Raw genomic sequence first — 18,387 nt, 5'->3', positions numbered from 1 at the left:
TACAGTTTTGGGGTCAAGAAGGAAATCATCCCCCCCCCCCCCCCCCCCGTAAAGAAGCTCACCACGCTTGCGGTCAAGTGCAGGTTCTGTTCGACAAAGTTTTCTCTCGATGATTGCTCACTCATAAATATAAAACTACCATGCACACCGTTCACGACGGCGACTATTTTCGCCGGATTCGCCCTGAGAGCCTCTCGAACACGTACTAAAAAGGCTCTTTATTCCAATAAAGCGGTGGAAAACCCGCTTTATTGGAATAAAGAGCCTTTTTACGCCGGGGCAAACCGGCTAAGCATTACCTACTTGTTCAGCGAGTTGCCTGCCGAGCCGAGCTGCTGGCAAGCCTCAACCACGCGAGCTGCCATGCCCTCTTCAGCCTTAGCGCCCCACACGCGGGGGTCGTATGCCTTCTTGTTGCCGACCTCGCCGTCAACCTTGAGCACGCCGTCATAGTTGGTGAACATGTGACCGGCGACCGGGCGAGTGAAAGCGTACTGGGTATCGGTATCAATGTTCATCTTGATCACGCCGTAGGAAACCGCATCCGCAATCTCCTGAGCGGTCGAACCGGAACCACCGTGGAACACGAGCGAGAACGGCTTCTCCTTACCGTACTTAGCGCCGATCTCGTCCTGAATCTGCTTGAGCAGTTCGGGTCGCAGGTGCACGTTACCGGGTTTGTACACGCCGTGCACGTTACCGAAGGTCAGCGCCGCAATGTAGCGCCCCTTCTCGCCCAGACCCAGAGCCTCAACGGTCTTCACCGCGTCATCAACGGTGGTGTACAGGGTGTCATCAATAGCGCCTTCAACGCCGTCTTCCTCGCCACCGACGGCACCGATCTCAACCTCAAGCACGATCTTTGCCTTGTTGGTGCGCTCCAGAAGCTCAGCCGCAATTTTGAGGTTCTCGTCAAGATCGATAGCGGAACCATCCCACATATGGGAGTTAAAGATGGGGTCTTCGCCGCGCGCCACAGCCTTTTCAGACTCGGCGAGCAGGGGAAGAACAAAGCCATCCAGCTTGTCCTTGGGGCAGTGGTCAGTGTGCAGTGCGATGTTCACGTCGTACTGTTTGGCGATCTCACGAGCGTATGCCGCGAATGCCAGGGAACCAGCGACCATATCTTTCTTCGATGCTCCCGACCAGTACGCTGCGCCACCAGTGGATGCCTGAACAATACCGTCAGAACCAGCCTCAGCGAAACCGCGAAGAGCGGCGTTGAGGGTCTGCGAGGAGGTGACGTTTACTGCCGGGTAGGCGAAGCCTTTTGCTTTCGCGTTCTCCAGCATCTCTGCGTAGACTTCGGGGGTTGCAATAGCCATGCTGACTCCTTGACTAGGGTGCGGGAAAACGTAAATTCCCGTGGTTTTGTCGGCGTGTCTGAACGCCATCTACAGAGACTATTTTACCAAGGGGGTTAGGGTTTTCTGTAGACTGAAAGCGCCGGTTTTTCGGCTTATTTCGGGCTTTGATGAGGCATTTTAGTCCGTAGTTGAGAGTCATTGTCATCATAATGAGGGGGACGCCGAATGGGTGAAAATAACCCTAAGAACGCACGGCTGGCACGCCTGCAAGAACGCCGCGCGGCGATTCAAGCCCGCATGGACGCGCACGTCATCGGCGGCGGACCCGTCGCCAAATCCCTCGCCCTCATTGAACGGATGCGCGCCGAAGGTGCCACCGATCTTGAGATCGACACCACCCTCGCCAAGAAGAAGCTCCCCTCCGTCATCGAGGTGGGGCGCAAATCCGCGCTTCACGTACCCGGCTGGTGGCTGCTGACCCGCCGCAAGAAGCGCCTCGACCGAAAGATTCACGCACTAGGCGGCAGCTAAACCCACGACAAGCGAGCGCCGTCTCCTCGCATCCTGTACACCCTGCCTGTATACATACACGCATTTTTTCTGTGAGCCAGGGATAATTTTATGTTCCCTGCTATAGCAGGGAACAAACTGTATTTATTAAATTCCAATAACAATTTTCGGAATATTCCCGGCATCACAGCAGTACGTACATTATGCATTGACACGCATATTATCGGGGTGTGCTCCCCGTAACATTCTTATACTTGGTCTGCTATAGTCTTAAAAAACTCCATGCGGTTTCCGGGATTTACTATATATCCGCATGGAACAATACCGTATTGTGGCGCCTGAGAAGGTACACCATCGTTCCCGCTGGGCGCTGCAGGTCATAAGGAAAAATATGAGTCTCGATTCACCTAAAAAACCTATGACGCGACCAGACCACGAAGACGCCTTCGCTCATGAGCAGGAAGGTCTGCACAAGGGGCTAGGCGCTCGACAACTTCAAATGATTGCGATCGGTTCCGCTATCGGTACCGGTCTATTCTTGGGGACAGGCGGGCGCCTCGAAAAGGCCGGTCCTATGCTTGCGATCATTTTCGCCGTCTGCGGGTTCTTCGGCTATCTGATCCTGCGCGCACTGGGCGAGCTGATCCTGCACCGCCCCTCCTCTGGTTCGTTCGTCTCATACACCCGCGAATTCTACGGCGAAAAGGCGGCGTTCGTCTCCGGCTGGCTGTACTGGCTCAACTGGGCCATGACAGCGGTGGCGGATGCGACCGCAATTGCTATCTACATCTCCTGGTTTGGGCGATATAACCAATTCTTTGCCGACCTACCACAATGGCTCACCGCCTTCATCGTGGTGATTGTGACCGTGTCCCTGAACCTAGTCTCGGTTAAGCTCTTCGGCGAGCTGGAGTTCTGGTTTGCACTCATCAAGATTCTGGCACTGCTGACCTTCATGGCGGTTGGTATTTGGTACCTCATCTTCGGACAGCCCATCAACGGCGTGCAGCCCGGTATTCCGCTGATTATGTCACATGACGGGCTCTTCCCGCAGGGTGTTCTTCCGGCGTTAATTGTTGTGCAGGGCGTTGTGTTCGCATACGCCGGTATCGAACTGGTGGGCACCACCTCCGGCGAAACAAAGGACGTCAAGAAGATTATTCCGCGCGCTATCAACGCTGTGGTGTGGCGCATTGCCATCTTCTACGTGGGCGCCGTAGTGCTGCTGTGCCTGCTCATGCCGTACACCGTCTACAGCGATGACGAGTCGCCCTTCGTAACCTTCTTCGACAATATTGGCGTGACCGCAAGTGCCCCAATCATGCAGCTGGTCGTGATTACCGCCGCCGCATCGTCGCTGAACGCAGGCCTGTATTCGACTGGTCGTATTCTGCATTCGATGGGTGTTGCCGGGTCTGCGCCGAAGTTCGCAACTAAGGTTTCTAAGTCCGGCGTTCCGGTGGCGGGTATTCTGCTGACCGGCGTGGTGGGGCTTTTCGGTGTAGTCCTGAATTTCATTGTTCCCGAACAGGCGTTTGAGGTCGTCCTTAATATTGCGGCCTTCGGTACGATGGCGTCCTGGGTTGCTATTTCGCTCTCGCACCAGAAGTTCCTCAAGCTGGCCAAGGAAGGAAAGTACACACGTCCCGAGTACCGTGCTCCCGGCGGGCGCTTTGCCGACTGGTCGGTTCTGGCTTTCATGGCTATTGTTATTGTGCTGATGGCACTCGACTACCCCGTGGGCACATGGACTCTTATCTCGCTTCTTTTCGTGATTCCGCTGCTCATTGTTGGTTGGTTTGTGGTGCGTGATCGCGTGAATGAGATTGCGCGTGTTCGTGAGGGCTTCACGGGCGCTGTTCCGGTGATTGCGGCTCCTCCGATGGCGCGTAAGCTCTCGAATGAGGGCGTGTACAAGAATTACTTCACGGAACTTGCCGAACACGACGATGATTCGGATGAGGATCGGAAGTAGCTTTTTACACACATTATTTTCCGGATATTGCACACACTACGCTGACATAATGTCATGCATATTGTCAGCGTATTCCGGGGAATATTATATACATCACAGTAATAATCTATACATTTGACCGCTGATATACTGGTTCAGTATTTCATGTCAGCCTCTCACGACTAAGGAGATTTATCGTGACCGACCACAGGGTTGAATTTGTTGATGTTGCATCCATGGCACAGTGGATTCAGCGTGACGGCGTTGGGAATATTATTGCCGGTATGGTGAATTTCTTGGAAGAAGATTTCAAGAAATGGCAGAGCTTCGATAAGATTCCGCGCGTGGCATCCCACACCCCCTTCGGCGTGATTGAGTTAATGCCGACCTCAGATAACATCACCTATTCCTTCAAGTACGTGAACGGGCACCCCTCAAACCCTGCACGTGGATACCAGACCGTAACCGCGTTCGGTCTGCTGGCTGATGTGGATAACGGATACCCCGTCTTCCTCGCGGAGATGACCCTGCTGACCGCCCTTCGTACCGCCGCTGTTTCTGCCATGGTGGCTAAACATCTAGCACGCAAGGATTCGCGGAAGATAGCAATGATCGGCGCCGGTTCACAGTCCGAGTTCCAGGCCCTTGGGATGCGCGCCGTCCTCGGCATCGAAGACCTTGTGGTGTACGATGTTGATCCTGCCGCTATCGAGAAGTTCCGCCGTAATCTGGAGCCGCTGGGGTTCAGGATTCATGCCGCATCCAGCGTGGACGAGGCCGTTGCAGATGCCGATATTATTACCACCTGCACCGCCGATAAGCAGCAGGCAAAGGTGCTTCTAAATTCGCAGGTGAAGCCCGGCGTGCATCTGAATGCTATTGGAGGCGACTGCCCCGGCAAGACCGAGCTGGAGAGCGAGATTTTGGATCGTTCGACCGTGTTCGTGGAGTTCCCGCCGCAGACCCGCATCGAGGGTGAAATTCAGCAGAAGGATCCGGACTTCCCCGTGGTGGAGTTCTGGAAGGTGCTGACTGGCGAGGAACCCGGGCGCGTCTCGGATGAGCAGATTACTCTCTTCGATTCGGTGGGCTTTGCGATCGCTGATTTCTCGGCGCTGCGCTATGCACGCGAGGCAACCCGGGGAACCGATCTGCAGCAGTTCATTGACCTGGTGGCGAACCCGGACGATCCGAAGGATCTTTTCTCGCTCGTGAACGTGAACGTTCCGGTGGGCTAGGGGTTCACTCCCCTACACAACACCGCGAGCAGGTGGTTTTTGGTTCGAGCAGGTAGGATTTTCCTACCTTTTCGGCAAAATCCTACCTGCTCGCGGTGTATTTGCTTTAAGGTTTCTGTCCGAAAACGTGGCGGCGCACCCAGGCGTGCATCGCGATCCCGGCGGCGGTTGCCGCGTTCATCGAGCGGGTTGAACCGAATTGTTCGATCGAGAGCGTATCGCGTGCGGCGGCGTGAATTTCCTCCGACAACCCTGGGCCTTCCTGCCCAAAGACCAGCACACAGTTCTTCGGCAGATCATAGGTTTCAAGCGGCACCGAATCCGGGAAAATATCGATGCCGATAATGTCCAGCCCCTCGCCCTGCGCCCACGCCACAAAGTCCTCAATCGTGGGGTGATGCCGCACATGCTGATACCGGTCGGTCACCATCGCACCGCGTCGGTTCCAGCGTTTCTTACCAATAATGTGCACTTCCTTCGCCAAAAAGGCGTTCGCGGTGCGCACCACGGTACCGATATTCAGATCGTGCTGCCAGTTCTCGATTGCGACGTGAAAATCATGGCGGCGCGTGTCAAGGTCGGCGATAATCGCCTCCATGCTCCAGTAACGGTACTTATCCACCACATTGCGACGGTCGCCCTCACGCAGAAGCTGTTCATCCCAATGCTCGCCCTCGGGCCACTCGCCCTCCCAGGGGCCGACTCCAACCTCAAACCGGGGCGTTCCAAAAGCCTCGCTTTCGGGGTACTCCCGCGGTATATTCTGCGGTTCTGCAGATTCGTTCACGCAGGAACCCTGCCCGGAATCTGAGGGCTCAAGGGGTGTCTGATGGCTTGGGGAACTCATGGTTTCTTTCTGATGGCGCGTACATATAGTGCCGGATGCGCGGCGAAGGAATCTGGCGGGCGGGCGGTGCGGCAATGCCCGCACGCCGCTAACTACCGGCACGCGCGGGCATCTATAAAGCCCCTAGTCGAGCCCTAAATCATCCTTGGAGTAGGCGTAGAAGCAGGGAACCCCGGCAACCTCTTCGATATGTTCTTTCGCCCCGGTTACACGGTCTACGATGACGGCGACGGCGACGACCTCGGCGCCCGCTGTGCGCAGCGCATCCACGGCGGTTAACGCGGACCCGCCGGTGGTGGAAGTATCTTCAACGGCAACCACACGGCGACCCTCAACGCTGGGCCCCTCAACCTGGCGACCCATGCCGTAGGACTTTTGCGCCTTACGCACCACAAACGAATCGATAGCGCGGTCCTGATCGCCCGCCGCGCGCATAATTGCGGAACCAACCGGGTCGGCGCCCATAGTCAGACCCCCGGCGGCCTCAAATTCGATGCCGTTGCGGTCGAGCAGATCGAGCATCACCTGACCGACCAGGCGCGACGCTTCGTGATGCAGGGTGATACGGCGCAAGTCGACGTAGTAGTCGGCTTCTTTCCCGGAGGCAAGAGTCACTTTACCGCGCACCACGGCAAGCTCGGAGATGAGCTGGCGCAGGCGTTCGCGGGCTTTTTCGATGGGCAGGGTTTCGGAAAGTTTAGTCATATTTCAAGTTTAGCGGGTTACCCCGGGCACGGGCTGGCGGTGGGTGTCCAGGGCTATGCCTTAGGTGCCTTAGGGGTGCGTCCCGGCTCTCTGCCGCGTAAAAAAGGCTCTTTATTCACATAAAGAGCCTTTTTAGCACCTACTGCCCCTAAATATGCAGGTTAGTTCTGGTGCGGCGCCTGGGGCTGAACGGGCTGCGCCTGTACAACTGTGGGCTGAGCCATCGGATTCTGTGCCAGACGGTACGCCTTAGAACCATGCCCGGCACCTACAAAAACGAGAGCACAGAGGCTGTCGAAAAAGATCTAAACAGCATGTGCTCTCATATATACAGGACCAATACCTGCGAAAAACTGCGGAGCCAATTCCCCGCTAAGGTGCCTATAATTGTACGCAGAACATGCAGTTTTGTCCATAACCAGTAGGCTATCCATGTATCCTCATTACAACATTCATCCACTCTTTAATACTCTTCCCGCTGCAAGACAAAAGACTTACCTTAAAGTCGCTCAGAGCGATCACTCCCTAGCTCAAGATCTATACCTTTGGAATCTGGAAACTACATCTGCCGTATTTCAAACAATTTCCTTTGTAGAAGTAACAATGCGGAACATCGCCAACATGAATATTGGACCAAAATATTATGTTCTACCGATAACAACATTAATGTGGTAAAGACGGTTTTAACACATCAGCTCGACAAGCATATCTGTGGATTTCCAAATTACGATACGCACGTAATAGGGCGGCGCATCTGGAACCCATGCTCAACAGCGACGATCTGAGAGAGTATCATCGTATAGCCATAGAGACTTGGCGAGCACTTCAGCCCGGGAGTGAAGACTGGGTCTTAGCCGCTCGGAAGATTCCATCTGCTATACAGAACAAACCTTCTTCTTATACGCATACACTCTGGGCTCCCAATTGTTCTCAATACATATCGTAGAGGGTGTGGATGGCGGCGGCGACCGCATCCGGATGCGGGTCCACCGTCAGATCTGCGAGCGGCAGCAAGGATTCATGCGAGCCCACCGCGACCGCATACTGAGCACCCTCAAGCAGCCCTACATCGTTCATATCGTTGCCAAACGCGATATAAGGATCGGGTTTTTCGCCCGAACGCGCGCCAAGCGCCTGCGGGAGAGCCGAAACTTTATGCACGCCCCCGGGCGCCAAGTCAATACTCGTGGTGGCATCCTGGTGCTTAGTCACATGCAGGTTTAGGCTCGCAATAGTCTCTTCAAGCTCGGCGTAAAGATGCGGATTATTGATATCAAGCAGAATTATTTTGACCGGATTCTCCAGGTCTTTCAGGGAAACTAGGCGGTCCGTTCCCTCGGGGTTTAGCCGCTCCACGAGCACATGCGCATCGGGCAAATCAAAGGCGTAAGAATCCAGGGAGTCCACGATATAGTGCAGTCTGTGACGTTCGATAAGGTCCCGAATTTTCGCATAGCTATGCGCATCTAGGTGTTCCCGCGCCCGCAGCTGCCCGTCCCGATACAGCAGCGAACCGTTCGCGCCGATCAGCGCCAGCCCGCTATGCGTGCGCACATCCTCAGAGAGCATGGGCAGAATATCGCGCACCGGTCGGGCAGAGGCAAAAACTACGCGGTGTCCCGCCCGCAGCAGCGCATAAATTTCACTCTCAATTGCAGGTTCGATCACCATGCCATTAAAGCTAGTGGTGCCATCAATATCGAAGACAAAATTCATAATATTCCTGGGCTTTCTCGGTCGGTCGCGGCGACGCTCTGCTTACTCACACCCTTTTCAACGATGTGCCCCACACTCGGCGGAAGCGCCGCGCGTAGTTTCGTCAGCATTTCTTCGTACTCGGCGTTCGGGTCTGAATCGGCGACAATCGCGCCGCCGGCGGCGAGGGTTATAAGCCCGTTATCGTAAGCGATCAGGGTGCGTATAACAATAGAGAGATTGGCACCGCCATCCGCCGAGAAGAATCCGAGAGCACCCGAGTATACGCCGCGGGGGCGTGCCTCTAGATCCTCAATAATATTCATTGTTGAGGGCTTGGGTGCGCCGGTCATAGATCCGCCAGGGAAGCACGCCGCACTGGCATGTACCGCGGAAATTTCGGGTTTAAGGCGCGCCGTGACGGTCGAAACAAGCTGATGCACCGTTGCATAACTTTCCACCCCCATGAGTATAGGAACCTGAACGCTCGCGGGGTCACTCACCGTCGAGAGGTCGTTGCGCAAAAGATCGACGATCATCAGATTCTCGGCACGGGTTTTCGCATCGTGCTGCAGCCAGTGAGCCGCAGCGGCGTCATCCTGAGGATTCGCACCGCGCGGGCATGTCCCTTTAATCGGCTTCGTTTCGGCGTTTCCGTGCGTATCAACCATCAGAAAACGCTCAGGAGACGAAGAAAGCACCGAGAAGTCACCGCATCGCAAATAAGCGGCATAGGGCGCGGGATTATGCCTGCGCTGAGTGCGGTATAGCTCAAAAAGCTGATCTGGCGTGAGAGGATGTTCTACCCGCGCGGTACTTTCAGCGCTCAGGCAGACCTCATAACTATTCCCCTCGTAAATATGCCGTTGTGCGTGCTCAATATCTGCGCAATAGCTTTCGCATTCAGGGGCTTCAAAGCGTAGATGCTCCACATGCTGACTCAATGGTTTATCGCCGTCATGTGCGTTATCGCTCAATATCTCGTCGCACAAAGAATCTTCCCGCGCCAATTCGCGCAAACGCGGCTCGATTTCCTCAATCCAGGGTTTATCACCCAGCAGCCACGCGCGACGGGTTTCATGTTCATAGACCAGGTACCGCACGGCGGGCATCCAGAGAGAATCCGGGGTTTGCGCCGTGTGCCGGGGCGTGTATCCGATGCGCCCGGGGTGCAGGGCGGCGCGCGCCTCGTACCCGAAATAACCCACGTAACCACCGCGCAAGCCTTCGGGCAGCCCGGCAATGTCATCGGGTTCAGGCATACTGGCAAGCGCAGTATCGAGGGCATCCCAAGGAGTCGTGTTTGTTGCCTCGCGTGCGTTTTCGATGCGCAACACAGCCGCCCAATGCGGGACGACGCCCACATACGAGACGCGAGACATAGGCGATTCTTCTCGTGCGGAATCAAGCCAATAGGCGTACCGAGCACCCGCAGCGATCACGGGGTATGCAGCCTCGGGCATGATCTCAAAGTCGAGGGCGCGCACGTGCAGCGTTGGGTATTGATCGGGCTGAAGAATCACGTTTCCTATTGTAGAGTGCGTTGCCGTCGGTCTTGAGCAGTGTGGCTTCGACCCAAATACAAAGGATGCGGCACCAGCAGCCATTTCGGGGGCTGGGGTGCCGCATCTTTATATGTCGTTTTGGCTATATACACTAGTCAAAATGGATATATTCCAAAGTTTTAGGGTATAGCGTCATTAGTGAACGACGGCAGGTTCCTGCCCGTTTTCGCTTTCCATGGGCAGCTTTGCGGTGAACCAAGCACTTGTTCCGCCAGCAATATTTTTCGCCTGGTATCCGTTCTGGCGCAGGTATTCAGCCGCACGATTTGAGCGCCCGCCGCCGTGGCAGATCACATAGAATTCTTCATCTTTGCCGGGCAACTCTGAAAGTCGTTCGGTCAGCGTTCCTAGGGTGATGTGCTGGGCACCAGCAACGTGACCGCCTTCCCACTCGTAGTCTTCGCGCACATCGATGATCTTGGCGTCGGCAGGAACATCGACAGGGGTTACCTGGGGTACGTTATTCATGGATTCTCCTCTGTAGTCTCGTGAGATACATTATCAACTCTACAAAATTTTGAGGTCATAAGACACGCGCGCGTGCGCAATACACCCCAGCCCCACCATTCGATATGAGATTTCATGCAGAGTAAATACGGAATTTATGCCTAATTTCTGCACAGTCTTCTGTATACATATGCACTTCATAGGTATAGACTAAGGAAATATAACCTAGAACACTTCTGGTCTGTGTATTCTTGGGAGGCTTTATGGTAGCCACACAACCAGCGGCGCAGAAGCCGCGAACATTCTTTGGGCATCCGCCGATGCTCGCCAATCTTTTCACCGTGGAAATGTGGGAACGGTTCTCATTCTATGGGATGCAGGCTCTTGCCCTCTACTACCTGTACTACACTATCGAAGACGGCGGATTAGGGATCCCCAAAGAAGCAGCCACCGGCGCTATAGGAGCGTATGGTGCAACCGTTTACCTCATGGCGATCCTCGGCGGTATTTTGGGCGACCGTGTTTTAGGCCCCGAACGTACCCTCTTTTATTCCGCTATCGGTATTATGGCGGGGCACATTGTTCTTGCCGTCATGCCCGGCGCAGCTGGCGTGATCACTGGTCTGCTTCTGGTCGCGATTGGCTCAGGGTGCCTCAAAAGCAGCGCATCGGTTCTGGTCGGCTCGCTCTACAGCAAAGACGACCCCAAACGCGAAGCGGGGTTCACGCTTTTCTATATCGGCATCAACATCGGTGCGCTTTTAGGCCCGGCACTAACCGGCTGGGGATGGGGTTGGCTAGGCTTCCACTTCGGCTTCGGAATCGCGGCTATCGGCATGGCGGCCGGGCTTATTCAGTATGTACTCACTCGCAAGAACCTGCCAGAGTCGGTGCACGAGGTAACTGTTCCTTTCACCCCACGTCAGAACGGTATTTTAGCCGGTGTTCTGGCAGGTATAGCTCTCATAATATTCCTGCTGGTCATGATGGGCTGGATGACTACAGGCAACCTCGCCACGTGGGTGGTAAGCGCGGTCGGCATCGGAGCCGTAGCTCTTTTCATACAGTTGCTCACCGCGAAGAACGTGACCAGCACCGAACGCTCGCGGGTGTGGGCGTTCATTCCCCTCTGGATTGCCAACGCTATTTTCTGGGCACTTTACCAGCAGCAGTTTACGGTCATTCCCATCTATTCTGAGGAACGGCTCGACTGGCATATTCTGGGAATGGATCTTCCTCCGACCCTTGTCAATTCTCTTGCCCCTATTTTCGTGATTCTTCTGGGGTCGGGGTTCGCCGCTATGTGGACGAAACTGGGCGATCGGCAGCCGCGCACAACCGCCAAGTTCTCACTCGCGCTCGTGATTATCGGCCCGGCATACTGGGTTTTCCTCACGCAGGTGGGTGTCTCTCGCGTGGCGGTCTACTGGATGGTTATCATCATGTTTATCTTCACTGTTGCGGAGCTTACGATTTCGCCCACGGGCATGGCGCTGACCACCAGGCTCGCACCCGAAGCTTATAAGGTGAATATGATGGCGCTTTACTGGACCTCGCTGGCGATGGGTACCGCATTCGCGGGCTGGTGCGCACAGTTCTACAGCCAAGACACTGAGGCTTCCTACTTTATGTGGGTGGGTGCCGTCTCGGTTGTTGCCGGTATTGTACTCTTTCTCTGCCGTGCGCCCATCCAGAAACTTATGCGCGATGTGAGGTAGTATTCCGTTTTAGGCATATATAGCGGTGGGTGCATCTTCAACACTAGAAGATGCACCCACCAGTTTTAATTTCTGCAGTTTGACTTGGGTATATGCCGCCTACGTTATATTCCAGGAGGGGTATAGAGCCTCTCACAACATGATTATTCAGCCTGGATGCGCCGCCCGGCACGCGCCGCGAATGCATCAAGCGCATCGTTAAGGTGAGGAACCGTCCATACGCGCTGACCCGCAACAAAGGTTTTCTCACGGCGTATCACCCCCGCTTTCTCAAGGGTTGCGATAATGCGGTATATCGTTGCCGGTGCCACAGACGTATTCTGCTCCACCATCTGTACCGTAAAAGCCGGTTCGGTGCAGCAAAAATCGGCGACCGCCTTCAAAGCGGATGTTGTTCGACGTGCTGTTCCCAGAATTTTATCGCGCAATCCGGAGATATCCTCTGCCAGAATACGAGCGTTCTCGACGGCAGCATTTGAAGCTTGAATAAAGCACCGGATCATAGGCTCTATATCTCCAGCGCGGTATGCGGTAAGCGCCGCAATATAGTCTGCGACGTCATGCAGAAGCCCCGAAGAAATTGGCAGCACAACATGTTCGGTGACTCCACGTGCCATGAGCAAAGCCGAAATAAGTGCCCGACCGGTACGCCCATTCCCATCAGTAAAAGGGTGAATAGTCTCAAATTGTGCATGAGCGATGGCAGCCTGCACCAGCGGGTCAAGATCACGACGCGCCATAAATTCAACGAGGTCATTCATGGCGGCGGGTACTAGCTTCCAGTGCGGTGCCACATAATCTGCTGTTACAGGCGACTGCCCGCCAACCCACACCCACTGTTGGCGGAACTTCCCGGCGTCATCTAGGGTGCCAGCCGTCAGTTCATGGTGCATATGCACGATAGATTCAATGGTCAGGCTCTCTGCCGCCCCTAAAGCTGCCTGCATGGCGCGAACATTGCGTGCCACCAACTCGGCATTATGCCCCACGGCAGAGCTGGAAGCGCCCATCACCGCCAACGATAACCTACGTGCTGAAACCGTCAGGTTTTCAATCTGCGAACTTGATGCCGATTCACCCCGCAAAAGCACCGCTGCAAATGGCACACCACCTAACGCCGCATGCTGCTCGTCGAAGCGAGTAATCGTGCGCGTGCAGTCCTGCACCAGAGTATGTAGCTGCGGGGAAAGCTGAGGTGTTTGTTCGGCGATGCGTGGTGTAACGGCACTTTTAAACTCGCCAGTGTTCCGCCGACGAGCACGATGGGATGCGAGTGGGTCACGATGCTGCCACAGAGCCTGCTGTTCCCAATCGAGAGAAGCCCATGAGATGGCTGGCATATCCCACGCTCCTTTCTGCTGCATGATAGGGAATGCCCTAAAAAATGAGGTAAGTACGGGCAGTTAATGAGAATTTGGACCTCTATTTTCTCATTAAGAATACTATTGAGAAAATAGAGGTCTCATTTCTCGCTAGGGCAAGCTACTGCACGCTATTCAGTCAGCAGGGGCATAAGGGCAGAATAAACCCCTCGCCAGCAGATCTGACAAAACGCGTATTTTCACTAGTCAGATAGTAAATAGAGGCATTCTACACTACCAAAAGTCAGGTGTTTACGCTACCAAAAGTCAGGTTTTGCTCGCTGCGCATCCTACCCGTCAGCATCTTAAACCCGCCCCGAACATTAGACGCCGTATAAATATTCCCGTCACCGCTGTAACATGACGTTTTGTGTCTCCGCATTACTTCATGTGACGGGTGAAGGGTTCTTAAATCTTCGTTTTAGGACTCATAGCGAAAAACATTATGCGCCGCGCCCGCGACCGGTTTAGGGTATATGCCAGACCCGCCGCACAGGCAGGTAAAAGACAACGTTCTATCTAAGGAGAAAACAGACATGGCACTGTACCTGATCGAGCTGACCCCAGCAACCGCATCCAAGGACGAGGCAACCGCGCTCATCGAAACCGTTTCCAACTCCCTGAGCGAAGGCGCGGAGCTCATCGAAACTCAGGTTTCCGCCGATCACAAGCTGATCTTCGCCATCATTGAGTCAGAAAACACCGCGTTCGCACCCGCCCTCACTGCGGCTATTGGCGAGCGCGCATCCGTGGTTGGACCCGACGAGGTTCGCTTGGTGGGCGCAGAACTCGACGACATCAAGAAGCTCAAGAAAGATGCAGACTACCTTGTCGAGTGGGATATTCCCGCCGAAATCACGATGGAGCAGTACCTGACCCGCAAGAAGGCGAACGCGCCCAAATACGCCGAGGTGCCCGAGGTTTCCTTCCTGCGCACCTACGTGCGTGAGGATACCGCTAAGTGCCTGTGCTTCTACGACGCCCCCGATGAGGATGCGGTACTTCGCGCCCGCAAAGCCGTGAGCACCCCCATCGACCGTCTCTTCAAGCTACACGCATAAGCACACCTGCACATTGCATATAGGAGCTCTCTACCATGTCTGAATTCACTCTTGAACCTCTTGAGGATTATCCTCAGCGCGAGCGCGTGCTTGCGCTTGCCGCCGAACACGCAGATGCCGTCGATGCCGGTGAGCGTTCCCCGTTTGAGAATCTGCGCGAGATTGCGAAGGATGGTCTGCTGACTCTGGGGCGCACCGGGTCTTTGCTTCCGCAGGTTTCGGTTGCTTTTGACCTTGCTTCGCAGGATGCGACAACCGGGTTCTCGCTGTGGGCGCATCGTTCTACGATTGCGTTCTTTGATGCGGTGAACCGTGAGCTGCCCGAGGGTTTGGCTGAGGCCACGACGAGCGGTACGAGCGCGATGGCGGCGGCATATAAGGAGGCTTCGGGGCTTGCGCCGATCAAGGTTTTGGGCACTTTGGTAGAGGGCGGTGTGAAGCTCAACGGCACGGTGTCGTGGGCTTCTAACCTGTACCCGGGCGGCGTGATTGTGCTGCCGGTAGCTGTGCAGAATGCGCAGGAGGGGCATCCGAACCGGTATATTGTGACGGTTCGCCAGGATGCTCCGGGGTTGAAGGTTGTATATCACCGTAACCTGCTGGCGCTCAACGGAACCGAGTCTGGCACGATCATTTTTGAGGATGTTTTTGTGCCGACCGAGGATATTCTGACCGATAATTTTGAGGGTTTCCTCAACGATGTGACCGCGCCGTTCTTGCTGGTGCAGTCCGCGTTCTGCTTGGGTCTTGCCGCCGGTGCGCTGGTGGAGGCTTCGAAGCATCTTGAGGCTTCGCAGGGTATTTTCAGTTCTGAGTTCCCGCTGATTGTGGGCGAGTACGAGAGTTTGCGCGATGAGCTGGTGCGTTTAGCGCGTGAGCCGCAGCGTGCCGAGCGTCGCGATCTGTTGAGCCTGCGCCTGGGTGTTTCGCATCTGGCGACGATTGCTACGCATTTTGAGCTGCAGGTTGTTGGAGGCGCCGGTTACGTTGCTTCCTCGCCGACTGCGCGGCGTTTGCGTGAGGCTTCGTTCCTGCCGGTGCAGTCGCCGACTGAGGGGCATCTGCGTTTCGAGCTCTCGAAGTATGACCACTTAGAGGATTTGCAGGCGGCGCTGTAGCAGCAACCTGCCACCGCCTCCCCCCAACCCTAAAAAGGCTCTTTATTTGAATAAAGCGGCAAAAAACACTCTTTATTCAAATAAAGAGCCTTTTTACAATGCGCGTGCAGGAGCCAACAGGTGTAAAATTACTGGGAATTTTGTCCTCACCTTCACCTGGAGATCGCATCCCATGAGCACACAGAAATCCGGTTTCGGCTGGCGTCTGCACGGCGACGGCAGAAGTATTAAACCCGGCTCGGTCGTGGCACCGAGCGAACGCCTCGCCTGGCCTATTACAATCGGCATCGGCGCCCAGCATGTGGTGGCGATGTTCGGCGCAACCTTCCTGGTCCCGCTGCTGACCGGGTTCCCACCCGCAACCACGCTGTTCTTCTCGGGCCTGGGCACCGTCTTATTCCTGCTGATCACACGCGGGCGTGTGCCTTCTTATCTGGGCTCTTCCTTCGCATTTATCGCACCTCTGGCGGCGGCGACAAACCAGCACGGCCCGGCGGGTGCGCTCGGCGGTATCGTCATGGCGGGTCTGTCGCTCTTCCTGGTGGGCGTTATTGTGCAGTTTGCGGGTACCAGCTGGCTAACGAAGCTCATGCCGCCCGTGGTAACCGGCGCGATTGTGGCACTCATCGGCTTCAACCTGGCACCGAGTGCGAAAGCGAACTTCATGAAGGCGCCCATCACCGCGCTCGTAACCCTTATCTCGATTATCCTGATTTCGGTGCTATTCAAGGGTATTATTGGTCGCCTCTCGATTCTGTTGGGCGTGATCATCGGGTATGTGACTGCGGTTGTGCGCGGCGAGGTAGACTTCTCGACCATCGAAAAGACCGTGCAGCAGCAGGGCATCATCGGACTGCCGCATTTTCAGAGCCCCGAGTTCCACTGGGAGCTTGCCGGGCTGTTTATCCCCGTAATTCTGGTGCTGGTTGCCGAGAACATTGGACACGTGAAGTCAGTGGCGCTCATGACGGGCGAGAACCTGGATGAGTACTCGGGTCGCGCGCTCATGGCAGACGGTTTAGCGACCACCGTCGCCGGTTTTGGCGGCGGTTCCGGTACGACCACCTACGCCGAGAATATCGGTGTCATGGCGGCAACCAAGGTGTATTCGACGGCGGCATACTGGGTAGCCGCGATTTTCGCGATCGCTCTCTCGCTTTTCCCGGCGTTCGGCGCGGCAATTGCGACCGTTCCGGCAGGTGTTCTTGGAGGTGCCGCAACCGTGCTCTACGGCATGATCGGGATGCTCGGCGTGCGCATCTGGAGCGAAAACCGCGTGGATTTCTCAAACCAGATTAACTTGACGACCGCCGCTGTTGCGCTGATTGTGGGCATCGCGGATTACACCTGGGAGTTCTCGGGCTTGTCGTTCGCGGGTATTGCACTCGGCACTGCGGCGACCCTGATCGTGTTCCATCTGATGACGTTCATCGCCAAATACACCAGGGCGGCAGGTGATCCGCTCGACCCCTTTACCGACAGGGACCACGACGAGCTGGGACACTAGACCGGCAAACGTTTTCCTTCCGAGGACGCCAAAATGCCTTGGTGCACATAACACGCTATGTGCGCCAAGGCATTTTTAGATGTCATATGAGTATGAAGATGCAGCCCGTACTCATTACTCGAATTCGAACTCTTCCTCTTCAACACTCACGATCTCAGGGAAGAAGGGTATAGCGCGCGCTACGCTGAGTGCTGTCTCTTCGCCGCCGATGCTGCCAAACTCCCGGTTTTCGCCACTGGCTCCAAAAAGGTATAGAGCACTTCCACTGCTGAACCTAGAACGTGCAATAATCCCCTCTAACCCTGCTTCCCGAACCGCTTCTGCCCACTGTTGAGTAACAGAATAGCCCTCAGCGTGGGACAACGCAGAAGAAATATCCCCGGGCGCAAAGCCACCAAATGCTTGACGAAAATCAGCAACTTTAAACACACGCGGGAGCTGAACACGAGCCACATAAACGCCGTCGAACTCATCCATCGGTACCATATCTCGGTTAATGAGTTCAGCCCCTAGCTTCTCTCGAATAGCGACTTCCTCAGTGCCAGCCAGATTAAGCGTTCCTCCGGGGAAAGATATATCGTACCTTCCGGAGCCGGAGGAAAAATAGCGGCAGTCTCTTTGACCTCCAGGTGCATCTCGTAGATATGCACGATACCAGGTACCTGTTTCATGACAACCTGATCCATACCCTACTGAAACTGTAGGTATTTTAGTAGGATCAAGCGGACGGCGAGCCGGACGCAAAGTAGAATCATGCCGTTCAGCAGGCGTCCTAGTCATCAGTAGTTTGCCCTCCGGTTAGCAGCGTCCTCATGAGCATGAGCAACAACGAGCTTGAAGTTCTCTTCGGAGTCCTTCATGTACTCAGCTGCGGGGCGATTATCGTAGAATTTCGACGGACGAGCAAGCCAAAAAGCTACACCCCACTCGGTAAGGCCGCTATCTAACAATATTTTAATAACCTGCCGAACCTGCGGGTCCACTGCCCCGTCTTTGAACTGAAAAACCGGATATCCGTTACGTCCCGCCTTATTTTTGAGGCGCAGGATATTGTTCTTGCGCACCCTATCGTTGAGGGCCTGCAGACTGATGCCGCCAAGGTATTCGCGGGTGCTGCGGCTGTCCTTCACCTTGCCGATATATTTCCCAGACCCCCGCGTGCCCTTGCGCACTTCAACCGTATGCGAGAGCGCGTTCGAGAGCTCCTGCATAGACTCGGCAGTGGGTGTGATTTCACCCCGATCGATCTGTTCACGGATGCGCCGCTCAGTATCGTGCAGAACACCTGTGATGAACTCTTCGGTCGCTAAACTCTTAGGCATGATGCGCTCCTTCCCTTGTACACACCACCCTA

16 protein-coding genes are annotated in these 18,387 nt (G+C 55.3%); 7 read left to right on the top strand and 9 right to left on the bottom strand.

Annotated features, from left to right (window positions below; genetic code table 11):
* Positions 1 to 299 precede the first annotated feature (299 nt).
* Positions 300 to 1,325, bottom strand: coding sequence for a class II fructose-bisphosphate aldolase (fbaA, locus tag HMPREF2981_RS06175; protein WP_048778035.1), 1,026 nt, complete (start codon positions 1,323 to 1,325; stop codon positions 300 to 302).
* A 207-nt stretch (positions 1,326 to 1,532) separates the two neighbouring features.
* On the opposite strand from fbaA, the gene HMPREF2981_RS06170 reads away from it, so the two are divergent.
* From HMPREF2981_RS06170 to HMPREF2981_RS06160, 3 genes are all read left to right on the top strand, one after another.
* Positions 1,533 to 1,838 carry a hypothetical protein gene (locus HMPREF2981_RS06170; RefSeq protein ID WP_013398058.1) on the top strand — a complete coding sequence of 102 codons (306 nt, stop codon included), beginning with the start codon at positions 1,533 to 1,535 and terminating at the stop codon, positions 1,836 to 1,838.
* Between the two features lie 370 nt (positions 1,839 to 2,208).
* A complete protein-coding gene (locus HMPREF2981_RS06165; RefSeq protein ID WP_048755366.1) occupies positions 2,209 to 3,792 on the top strand; it encodes an amino acid permease in 1,584 nt (527 codons plus the stop codon).
* A gap of 176 nt (positions 3,793 to 3,968) precedes the next feature.
* Positions 3,969 to 5,009 carry an ornithine cyclodeaminase gene (locus tag HMPREF2981_RS06160; RefSeq protein WP_048753558.1) on the top strand — a complete coding sequence of 347 codons (1,041 nt, stop codon included), beginning with the start codon at positions 3,969 to 3,971 and terminating at the stop codon, positions 5,007 to 5,009.
* Between the two features lie 106 nt (positions 5,010 to 5,115).
* Here HMPREF2981_RS06160 and HMPREF2981_RS06155 read toward each other — a convergent pair whose 3' ends face one another.
* The 5 genes from HMPREF2981_RS06155 to HMPREF2981_RS06135 all read right to left on the bottom strand — a co-directional run bounded on the left by HMPREF2981_RS06155 (position 5,116) and on the right by HMPREF2981_RS06135 (position 10,289).
* A complete protein-coding gene (locus HMPREF2981_RS06155) occupies positions 5,116 to 5,856 on the bottom strand; it encodes a TrmH family RNA methyltransferase (RefSeq protein ID WP_070661681.1) in 741 nt (246 codons plus the stop codon).
* Positions 5,857 to 5,979: 123 nt separating this feature from the next.
* Positions 5,980 to 6,561, bottom strand: coding sequence for an orotate phosphoribosyltransferase (pyrE, locus tag HMPREF2981_RS06150; RefSeq protein ID WP_070661679.1), 582 nt, complete (start codon positions 6,559 to 6,561; stop codon positions 5,980 to 5,982).
* 930 nt (positions 6,562 to 7,491) lie between these two features.
* Positions 7,492 to 8,277: an HAD-IIB family hydrolase gene (locus HMPREF2981_RS06145; RefSeq protein ID WP_070661676.1), complete on the bottom strand. Its 786-nt coding sequence runs from the start codon at positions 8,275 to 8,277 to the stop codon at positions 7,492 to 7,494.
* The gene (locus HMPREF2981_RS06140; RefSeq protein ID WP_070661675.1) at positions 8,274 to 9,779 is read right to left on the bottom strand and encodes an anthranilate synthase component I family protein; all 1,506 of its coding nucleotides are present in this window, start codon (positions 9,777 to 9,779) and stop codon (positions 8,274 to 8,276) included. The genes HMPREF2981_RS06145 and HMPREF2981_RS06140 overlap by 4 nt, the downstream gene beginning before the upstream one ends.
* Positions 9,780 to 9,956: 177 nt before the next feature.
* Positions 9,957 to 10,289: a rhodanese-like domain-containing protein gene (locus HMPREF2981_RS06135; protein ID WP_070661672.1), complete on the bottom strand. Its 333-nt coding sequence runs from the start codon at positions 10,287 to 10,289 to the stop codon at positions 9,957 to 9,959.
* 242 nt (positions 10,290 to 10,531) lie between these two features.
* On the opposite strand from HMPREF2981_RS06135, the gene HMPREF2981_RS06130 reads away from it, so the two are divergent.
* The gene (locus HMPREF2981_RS06130) at positions 10,532 to 11,986 is read left to right on the top strand and encodes a peptide MFS transporter (RefSeq protein WP_070661668.1); all 1,455 of its coding nucleotides are present in this window, start codon (positions 10,532 to 10,534) and stop codon (positions 11,984 to 11,986) included.
* Between the two features lie 143 nt (positions 11,987 to 12,129).
* Here the strand turns inward: HMPREF2981_RS06130 and HMPREF2981_RS06125 are convergent, their stop codons facing one another.
* Positions 12,130 to 13,326 (bottom strand): Fic family protein, encoded by a 1,197-nt coding sequence (locus HMPREF2981_RS06125; RefSeq protein WP_048755371.1) that lies wholly within the window; start codon positions 13,324 to 13,326, stop codon positions 12,130 to 12,132.
* A 557-nt stretch (positions 13,327 to 13,883) separates the two neighbouring features.
* Here HMPREF2981_RS06125 and HMPREF2981_RS06120 point away from each other — a divergent pair.
* From HMPREF2981_RS06120 to HMPREF2981_RS06110, 3 genes are all read left to right on the top strand, one after another.
* A complete protein-coding gene (locus HMPREF2981_RS06120; protein WP_004005853.1) occupies positions 13,884 to 14,408 on the top strand; it encodes a DUF4242 domain-containing protein in 525 nt (174 codons plus the stop codon).
* A 35-nt stretch (positions 14,409 to 14,443) separates the two neighbouring features.
* Positions 14,444 to 15,526: an acyl-CoA dehydrogenase family protein gene (locus HMPREF2981_RS06115; RefSeq protein ID WP_004005854.1), complete on the top strand. Its 1,083-nt coding sequence runs from the start codon at positions 14,444 to 14,446 to the stop codon at positions 15,524 to 15,526.
* 172 nt (positions 15,527 to 15,698) lie between these two features.
* Complete coding sequence (locus HMPREF2981_RS06110) at positions 15,699 to 17,033, top strand: uracil-xanthine permease family protein (protein WP_070661665.1); 1,335 nt, start codon at positions 15,699 to 15,701, stop codon at positions 17,031 to 17,033.
* Positions 17,034 to 17,147: 114 nt separating this feature from the next.
* Here the strand turns inward: HMPREF2981_RS06110 and HMPREF2981_RS10630 are convergent, their stop codons facing one another.
* Complete coding sequence (locus HMPREF2981_RS10630) at positions 17,148 to 17,813, bottom strand: RES family NAD+ phosphorylase (RefSeq protein WP_083313869.1); 666 nt, start codon at positions 17,811 to 17,813, stop codon at positions 17,148 to 17,150.
* On the bottom strand, positions 17,813 to 18,355 hold the full coding sequence (locus tag HMPREF2981_RS06100; RefSeq protein WP_048778056.1) for a hypothetical protein: 543 nt from the start codon (positions 18,353 to 18,355) through the stop codon (positions 17,813 to 17,815). Before HMPREF2981_RS06100 ends, HMPREF2981_RS10630 begins: the two co-directional genes overlap by 1 nt.
* Positions 18,356 to 18,387 lie beyond the last annotated feature (32 nt).

The organism is Rothia sp. HMSC069C01 (assembly GCF_001814655.1).
Lineage (GTDB): Bacteria > Actinomycetota > Actinomycetes > Actinomycetales > Micrococcaceae > Rothia > Rothia dentocariosa.
Note: the sequence above shows the minus strand (reverse complement) of the source record. Positions and strands in the feature narration are given on the sequence as shown.

Excerpts from the sequence above, each read along its gene's own strand:
- fbaA (WP_048778035.1), bottom strand. The coding sequence starts at position 1,325 with ATGGCTATTGCAACCCCCGAAGTCTACGCAGAGATGCTGGAGAACGCG.
- HMPREF2981_RS06170 (WP_013398058.1), top strand. The coding sequence starts at position 1,533 with ATGGGTGAAAATAACCCTAAGAACGCACGGCTGGCACGCCTGCAAGAA.
- HMPREF2981_RS06165 (WP_048755366.1), top strand. The coding sequence starts at position 2,209 with ATGAGTCTCGATTCACCTAAAAAACCTATGACGCGACCAGACCACGAA.
- HMPREF2981_RS06155 (WP_070661681.1), bottom strand. The coding sequence starts at position 5,856 with ATGAGTTCCCCAAGCCATCAGACACCCCTTGAGCCCTCAGATTCCGGG.
- pyrE (WP_070661679.1), bottom strand. The coding sequence starts at position 6,561 with ATGACTAAACTTTCCGAAACCCTGCCCATCGAAAAAGCCCGCGAACGC.
- HMPREF2981_RS06145 (WP_070661676.1), bottom strand. The coding sequence starts at position 8,277 with ATGAATTTTGTCTTCGATATTGATGGCACCACTAGCTTTAATGGCATG.
- HMPREF2981_RS06135 (WP_070661672.1), bottom strand. The coding sequence starts at position 10,289 with ATGAATAACGTACCCCAGGTAACCCCTGTCGATGTTCCTGCCGACGCC.
- HMPREF2981_RS06130 (WP_070661668.1), top strand. The coding sequence starts at position 10,532 with ATGGTAGCCACACAACCAGCGGCGCAGAAGCCGCGAACATTCTTTGGG.
- HMPREF2981_RS06125 (WP_048755371.1), bottom strand. The coding sequence starts at position 13,326 with ATGCCAGCCATCTCATGGGCTTCTCTCGATTGGGAACAGCAGGCTCTG.
- HMPREF2981_RS06120 (WP_004005853.1), top strand. The coding sequence starts at position 13,884 with ATGGCACTGTACCTGATCGAGCTGACCCCAGCAACCGCATCCAAGGAC.
- HMPREF2981_RS06115 (WP_004005854.1), top strand. The coding sequence starts at position 14,444 with ATGTCTGAATTCACTCTTGAACCTCTTGAGGATTATCCTCAGCGCGAG.
- HMPREF2981_RS06110 (WP_070661665.1), top strand. The coding sequence starts at position 15,699 with ATGAGCACACAGAAATCCGGTTTCGGCTGGCGTCTGCACGGCGACGGC.
- HMPREF2981_RS10630 (WP_083313869.1), bottom strand. The coding sequence starts at position 17,813 with ATGACTAGGACGCCTGCTGAACGGCATGATTCTACTTTGCGTCCGGCT.
- HMPREF2981_RS06100 (WP_048778056.1), bottom strand. The coding sequence starts at position 18,355 with ATGCCTAAGAGTTTAGCGACCGAAGAGTTCATCACAGGTGTTCTGCAC.